This is a genomic window from Streptomyces kebangsaanensis, from assembly GCF_001906585.1.
Taxonomy (GTDB): domain Bacteria; phylum Actinomycetota; class Actinomycetes; order Streptomycetales; family Streptomycetaceae; genus Streptomyces; species Streptomyces kebangsaanensis.
The window spans coordinates 14,004-21,019 of sequence record NZ_JUJA01000008.1; the positions used below are offsets into that span (position 1 = coordinate 14,004).

General features: G+C 73.9%; 4 protein-coding genes. All 4 read left to right on the forward strand.

Translation table 11 applies throughout. The features are described 5' to 3' along the window. The first annotated feature begins 145 nt into the window (after positions 1 to 145). Entirely contained in the window at positions 146 to 988 is an 843-nt protein-coding gene (locus RH94_RS00350) for a MetQ/NlpA family ABC transporter substrate-binding protein (RefSeq protein WP_073945682.1), read from the forward strand. 191 nt (positions 989 to 1,179) lie between these two features. After that, complete coding sequence (locus RH94_RS00355; protein WP_073945683.1) at positions 1,180 to 1,818, forward strand: GNAT family N-acetyltransferase; 639 nt, start codon at positions 1,180 to 1,182, stop codon at positions 1,816 to 1,818. A gap of 121 nt (positions 1,819 to 1,939) precedes the next feature. Next, positions 1,940 to 3,148, forward strand: a complete 1,209-nt coding sequence (cbiE, locus tag RH94_RS00360) for a precorrin-6y C5,15-methyltransferase (decarboxylating) subunit CbiE (protein WP_073945684.1) — start codon at positions 1,940 to 1,942, stop codon at positions 3,146 to 3,148. Positions 3,149 to 3,507: 359 nt separating this feature from the next. Further along, a partial coding sequence (gene cobT / locus RH94_RS00365) for a nicotinate-nucleotide--dimethylbenzimidazole phosphoribosyltransferase (RefSeq protein WP_073945685.1) occupies positions 3,508 to 7,016 on the forward strand: 3,509 nt, incomplete at its 3' end.

Consider the following 7,016-nt stretch of genomic DNA (forward strand, 5'->3'; position numbering starts at 1 on the left):
CCGCCGACGTGAGCAAGGCCGCCTGAGGCCGCCCATGACTCCCCCGTTCGCCCGCCCGTCGCCCGACCACCACCCCTCAACGACGGCGCTTCGCGCCGACGCCCCCTGAATTCAGGGGTCGCACCACCAAGGAAAGGCACTTTTCGTGCGTAACACCGCCAAGATCACCGCAGCTGTCCTGGCCACCGGAGCCCTCACCCTCGGGCTCACCGCCTGCGGCTCCGGTTCGGACTCCGGTTCCGCCAAGGCCGACGCGAACGCCACGCTGACCGTCGCCGCCACCCCCGCCCCGCAGGGCGAGATCCTCACCTACATCAAGGACAACCTGGCGGAGAAGGCCGGCCTGAAGCTGGAGGTCAGGGAGTTCACCGACTACGTGGCCCCGAACACGGCCGTCCAGCAGGGCCAGATCGACGCCAACTACTTCCAGCACAAGCCGTACCTCGACGACTTCAACAAGAAGAACGGCACCGACATCGTCCCGGTCCCGGGCGGCACCGTGCACCTGGAGCCGCTCGGCGTGTACTCCAAGAGCGTCAAGAAGCTGGACGACCTGAAGAAGGGCGCCACCGTCGCGCTGCCCAACGACACCACCAACGAGGCGCGCGCCCTGAAGCTGCTGGAGGCCAACGGCGTCATCAAGCTCAAGGCGGGCGCCGGGTACGACGCGACCCCCAAGGACATCGCCTCCAACCCGAAGAACCTCAAGTTCAAGGAGCTGGAGGCGGCCCAGCTGCCGCGCTCCCTCGGTGACGTCGACGCCGCGGTGATCAACGGAAACTACGCGCTGGAGGCCAAGCTCAGCCCGGCCAAGGACGCACTCGCCGCCGAGTCCGCCGAGGGCAACCCGTACGCCAACCTCCTCACCGTGAAGAAGGGCAACGAGAACGACCCGCGCGTGAAGAAGCTGGTCGAGCTGCTCACCTCGCCCGAGGTGAAGAAGTTCATCGAGGACAAGTACGACGGCGCGGTCGTCCCGGCGTTCTGATCCGCCCGCCGGACCGCACACCGCCCGCCGGGTACGGCCACGGACGGGGTCCGCTCCCTCACCGGACGGGGGTACCCCCACACCGTCCAGGTAGTGGGGGAGGACCCCGTGGTGCGGTTCGGTGCTTTCATGCTGCATGCTGAACAGTTCAGCAAGCCCTGACGGTTCTTCCGAAGGTTACGGAGCGGCGCATGACTAGCACCTTCCCCGACATCTCCATCAGCACGGAGCGGTTGGTGCTGCGCCCCCTGGAGGAGGACGACGTGCCCGCCCTGGCCGAGATGATGAACGACGAACAGGTCGCGGCCTGGACCGACGTCCCCCAGCCGTTCACCGAGGACGGTGCCCGCGCCTGGATCACCGAGCACGCCCCCGCCGAGCGCACCGCCGGCCGCGGCCTGCACCTCGCCGTCACCGAGTTCCTCACCCAGCGGCTGGTCGGCATCATCCAGCTGACCAGGACCAACTGGCACGTACGGTCCACCGAACTGCTGTACGTCGTCGCCCCCTGGGCCCGCGGCGAGGGCTACGCCGCCGAGGCCGTGCTGGCCACCGCCCAATGGCTCTTCCGCGACCAGGAGTTCGAACGCATCGAGCTGCGCACGGCCGCCGACAACACCGCCTCCCAGCGGGTGGCGCAGAAGGTCGGCTGCATCAGTGAGGGCGTGCTGCGCAACGCCTGCATAGCGCACGTCCGCGCCGAGGACGGCACCTGGACCGACACGCGGACCGACTACATCGTGTGGAGCCTGCTGCCGGAGGACCTGGAGGGCGCGGGCGAACAACTCGCCGAGACCGGCGGTTTCACATCGTTCTCGGACTGGAACTGACACGCCGGGACGGCGGACCCCGCCCTGCCGCGCGCCGTACAACTCCACCGGGTACTCTCACGGGGCCCGCCCGAGGGCGCCCGTACCCTCACGACCTGCGCAATCCTGGAGACTGACGACGATGGCCGACCGGGTCACGGTGATCGGCTGGGACGGTTCGCCGCTGACCGACGCGGCACGCGGCGCGCTGGGCGCCGCCACCCTCGTGGCGGGAGCCGCCCACCACCTGGCACTGCCCGAGGTGCCGCACACCGCCGAACGCGTCCGCCTCGGCAGCGTCGCCCTCGCCGCCCGCCGTATCGCCGCCCACCGCGGCACCGCCGTGGTGCTCGCCGACGGCGACCCGGGTTTCTTCGGGGTCGTACGGGCCCTGCGCGCGCCCGAGTTCGGCCTGGAGGTCGAGGTCGTACCCGCCGTGTCGTCCGTGGCCGCCGCCTTCGCCCGCGCCGGGATGCCCTGGGACGACGCCCAAGTGGTCGTCGCACACAAGCGCACCTTGCGCCGCGCGGTGAATGTATGCCGCGCCCACACCAAGGTCGCCGTGCTCACCGCCCCTGGCGCCGGACCCGCCGAGCTGGGCCTGCTCCTGGAGGGCGTGCACCGCACCTTCGTCATCTGCGAGGAACTCGGCACCGAGCGCGAACAGGTCAGCGTCGTCACCTCCGACAAGGCCGCCGACCACACCTGGCGCGACCCCAACGTGGTCATCGTCATCGGCGGCCGGGGCGGCGCCGAGGGCGGCGGCTGGATCGCCGGAGGCGGTCCGGTGGCCGGGCCGCGCGGCTGGACCCAGCCCGCCGAGGTCTACGGCGGCGGACTCGGCGAAGGAGAAACGGATCTGCTCAGGGCCGCCCAACTGGCCCGCCTCGGGCCGCGCGTCGGCGACCTGGTGTGGGACATCGGCTGCGGCAGCGGCGCCTTCGCCACCGAGGCCGCGCGCGCCGGCGCCGCCGTCATCGCCGTCGACCGCGACCCCCGGGCCTGCGCCCGCACCGAGTCGGCCGCCCGCCGCTTCGGCGTCCAGCCGCAAGTGGTGCACGGCAGCGCCCCGCACGTCCTGGAGAACCTGCCCGAACCGGACGTCGTCCGCGTCGGAGGCGGGGGAGCGGCCGTGGTCTCCGCGGTCGCCGACCGGCGCCCGCAACGGATCGTCGCCCACGCCGCCACCCGGGACGCGGCCGAACTCGTCGGCCGCGACCTCACCGAGCACGGCTACCGGGTCGAGTGCTCCCTGCTGCAGTCCCTCGAACTCGACACGCGCGCGTGGACGGAGAAGGAGCGGAGCGTGGTGTTCCTGCTCAGCGGTGTACTGCCCGAACGTGCCCCGTGATCAGGTTGTCGTACCGCGCGCGGTAGGCTGGCCGATCGTCGCACCGCACCGGGTGGTCCGGAAATTCGTTCGTCAATGTCCGTTTCAACCTCCGGAAAACCCACCCGTTTCGGGACGGGTGTGGTACGGCGGAACCGGAGGGCGCGCAACGTGGCGCAGTCCACAGCGGACTGTCGCGGATCACGCTGTCGCGGCGGCCGGACGACCGCGAGAATGCCACTCAATGGCTTTGTCGCCTTTTCCGGACGGGTTGTTCGTGCCGCAGGGCGCGGACGCTCGTTCTTCACCACGGGGCGGTCGGTGCGCCGTTCCGGGTGAGCTGGTCGTAGGAGCACGAAACCGATGGGCGAGGGGTACGCATGACCGACACCGGCCAGGTCCCGGGCGAGGGGCTGCCGGAGAGCGCAGGCATGGTGGAGCAGCCGGGCGTCGCCGCGCACGGTGCGTACGCCTACCTCTCCGAGTCTCCCGCCGAGGACGAAGACCTGCTGCTGCCCGGCTCGCACGGCGCGTGGGGCAACGAGGTGCCCCCGCCCGCCCCGGAGCCGGTCGTCGAGGCCGTCCACGAGCCGGGGCCGCACGAGACCTCCGGCCGTGACAGCGGCTCGGTCGACCTCACGGGCGTACGGCACCCCGACCCCGTGGGCCCCGCGGTGCCCGCCGCGCCGACGCCCCCGCGACGGCCGCTGCACCTCGGGCCACCGATCCCGGACGCCTCCGCGAGCCCGGTCCGCTCCCTGGCCGACCGCGGCCCCGCGGGCGCGCCGGTCCGGCATCCCGTACCGCCCACGTCCGGACCCGAGTACCTCGACGTCCCCCCGCTGCGCGAGATGGCCCCGCAGGGCGCCGCTCCCTGGGGAGCCCAGGCCGCCGCGGCGACCCCGGCAGCCCCGGCGGCCCCGCCGGTCGGCGCGGGGACGACGACTGCGGAAACGGCTGCTCCGGACCCGGAGCCTGCCACCGCGGCCCAGGCCACGTTGGCCCGCCTCACGGCCGAGGCGGGCGGACCGGGACCGATGGACGGTCAGGCACCGGATGCCGGGACCGCGCCCGGCGGTGCGGTCGAGGAGGCGTACGCCCCGGAGGATGAGCAGGCGCCGGCCGGCGCTCCCCTCGGCCCGGTGGACGGTCAGGCGCCCGAGGACGGGGTCGAGCCCGGTGGTGCGGCGGAGGCCGCGCCTGCCGCCGAGGCCGGGCGGATGTCCGGGGCGGACGAAGCCGCTCCGAGCGGGCAGGCGCCGGATGCCGGGGTCGTGCCTGACGGTGGCGTCGAGGCGACGTATGCCCCGGAGGGCGTCCAGGGCCCGGCGGACGGCCAGGTGTCCGAGGCCGGCGAGCAGGTGCCCGAGACCGGGCACGCGCCCGGTGGTGAGGGCGCTGCCGCCCCTGCCGAGGAGCCCGCCGAGGTCGTGGACCCGGACGAGCCCGCCCACGCCGTGCCGGTCGCGGAGGCGGAGCCGCAGCCCGGGGCCGGCCACGAGGGCGTGTCCACGGAGCAGGGCCCGGACGGAACCGCTCCGGAGGCCGCGGAGGCCCCGGCAGCCGCTCCGATCCCCGAGGCGGGCCGCACGGACGCCGCCGAGGCACCCGACGTCGCCCAGGAACCGACTGGGGCCGAGACCGCGGCCGCGCCTGAGGTCGCGGCCGTGCCGGAGGCCGCGGAGGTCCCGGAGGCCGCAGCCGTGCCGGAGACCGCGGACGACGCCGCGCAGCCGCCGGCTCCGGTCGCCGTGCCTCCCGCCGGCGCCCAGGCGGCGGAGCAGCCGCACCCCGAGGCCCCGGAGACCGGCCTCCGGGACACAGCCCCCGCCGCTCACATCGCGGACCCCGCCGTCCACGATCCGAACACACCTGAGCCCGTCGGCGACGCGGCCCCCGAACCGTCCGACCCCCAGCCCCGGCCGGCCGAACCCGAAGCGATCACCCCCGGCATCCCGCTGCAGCCCCAACCCGGCCAGCTCCTCGGAGAGTTCGTGCCGGTCGAGGGCTCGGTGCCCACCACCCCGCACCTGGCCCCGACCCCGCAGGAACCCACCGCCACGGTTCCCGCGCCCCGCGACGGCGACGCCGCCGCCGTACCCGGCGAGGAGCCCGGCCCCGAGGCCCAGGACGCCGACCAGGAACAGAAGCCCGCCGGCCCGCCCGCGCCCGCCTACGACGACGCCGAGCGCGAGGCCGTGCTCAAGGTGATCCGCGAACGCCGCGACATCCGCAACGGCTTCCGCAGCGACCCCATCCCGCACGAGGTGCTGCTCCGCGTCCTGGAGGCGGCCCACACGGCACCCTCCGTGGGCCACTCGCAGCCCTGGGACTTCGTGGTCATCCGCTCCGCCGAGACCCGGCGCGCGATGCACGAGCTGGTCATGCGTCAGCGCGAGGCGTACGCCAAGTCGCTGCCCAAGGGCCGGGCGAAGCAGTTCAAGGAAATGAAGATCGAGGCCATCCTCGACACCCCGGTGAACATCGTCGTCACCGCCGACCCCACCCGCGGCGGCCGGCACACCCTGGGCCGCCACACCCAGCCGCAGATGGCGCCGTATTCCTCCGCGCTCGCCGTCGAGAACCTCTGGCTCGCCGCCCGCGCCGAGGGCCTGGGCGTCGGCTGGGTGAGCTTCTTCGACGAGCGCGAGATGGTCCGCGCCCTCGGCCTGCCCGAGCACCTGGAGGCCGTCGCCTACCTGTGCGTGGGGTACGTCGACGAGTTCCCGGAGGAGCCCGAACTGGTGCAGGCCGGCTGGTCCAAGCGCCGCCCGCTGTCCTGGGTCGTCCACGAGGAGACGTACGGCCGCCGCGCGCTGCCCGGCGAGGATCCGCACGACCTGCTCGCCGAGACCGTCGCCCAGATCCGCCCGCTGGACGCCAAGGCGCTCGGCGAGGCCTGGGAGCGGCAGAAGCGCATGACCAAGCCGGCCGGCGCACTCGGCATGCTGGAGATCATCTCCGCGCAGCTGTCCGGGCTGTCCCGCCAGTGCCCGCCGCCGGTCCCGGAGCCCGCGGCCGTCGCGGTCTTCGCCGGCGACCACGGCGTGCACGCCCAGGGCGTCACCCCCTGGCCGCAGGAGGTCACCGCCCAGATGGTGGCCAACTTCCTCGGCGGGGGAGCGGTCTGCAACGCCTTCGCGAACCAGGTGGGCGCCGAGGTCTGCGTGGTCGACGTGGGCGTCGCCGCCGACCTCCCCGCCACCACCGGCCTGCTGCCCCGCAAGGTCCGCGCGGGCACGTCCGACATGACCACCGGCCCCGCGATGACCCGCGAGGAGGCCAAGAAGGCCATCGAGGTCGGCATCGAGACCGCCCGCGACCTGGTCGCGGCCGGCAACAAGGCCCTGCTCACCGGTGAGATGGGCATCGCCAACACCACGGCGTCCGCCGCGCTCATCTCGGTGTTCACCGGCGCCGACCCGGCCGAGGTGACCGGCCGGGGCACGGGCATCAACGACGAGACGCTGGTCCGCAAGACCGACGTGGTCCGCCGCGCCCTGGAACTGCACCGGCCGGACCCGGCCGACCCCATCGGTGTCCTGGCCGCGGTCGGCGGCTTCGAGCACGCGGCCATGGTCGGCCTGCTCCTGGGCGGCGCCTCCCTGCGGACGCCGGTGATCCTGGACGGCGTCAGCGCGGGCGCCGCCGCACTGGTCGCCCGCGCGATCGCGCCCGAGGTCCTGGCGGCCTGCATCGCGGGCCACCGCAGCGCCGAGCCCGGGCACGTCGCCGCGCTCAACAAGCTCGGCCTGCGCCCCCTGGTCGACCTCGACCTGTGCCTGGGCGAGGGAACGGGCGCGCTGCTCGCCCTGCCCCTGGTGCAGAGCACGGCGCGAGCGATGCACGAGGTGGCGACGTTCGACTCGGCGGGCGTCACCGAGAAGTA

Coding starts and splice junctions, on each gene's coding strand:
- cbiE (WP_073945684.1), top strand. CDS start 1,940: ATGGCCGACCGGGTCACGGTGATCGGCTGGGACGGTTCGCCGCTGACC.
- RH94_RS00355 (WP_073945683.1), top strand. CDS start 1,180: ATGACTAGCACCTTCCCCGACATCTCCATCAGCACGGAGCGGTTGGTG.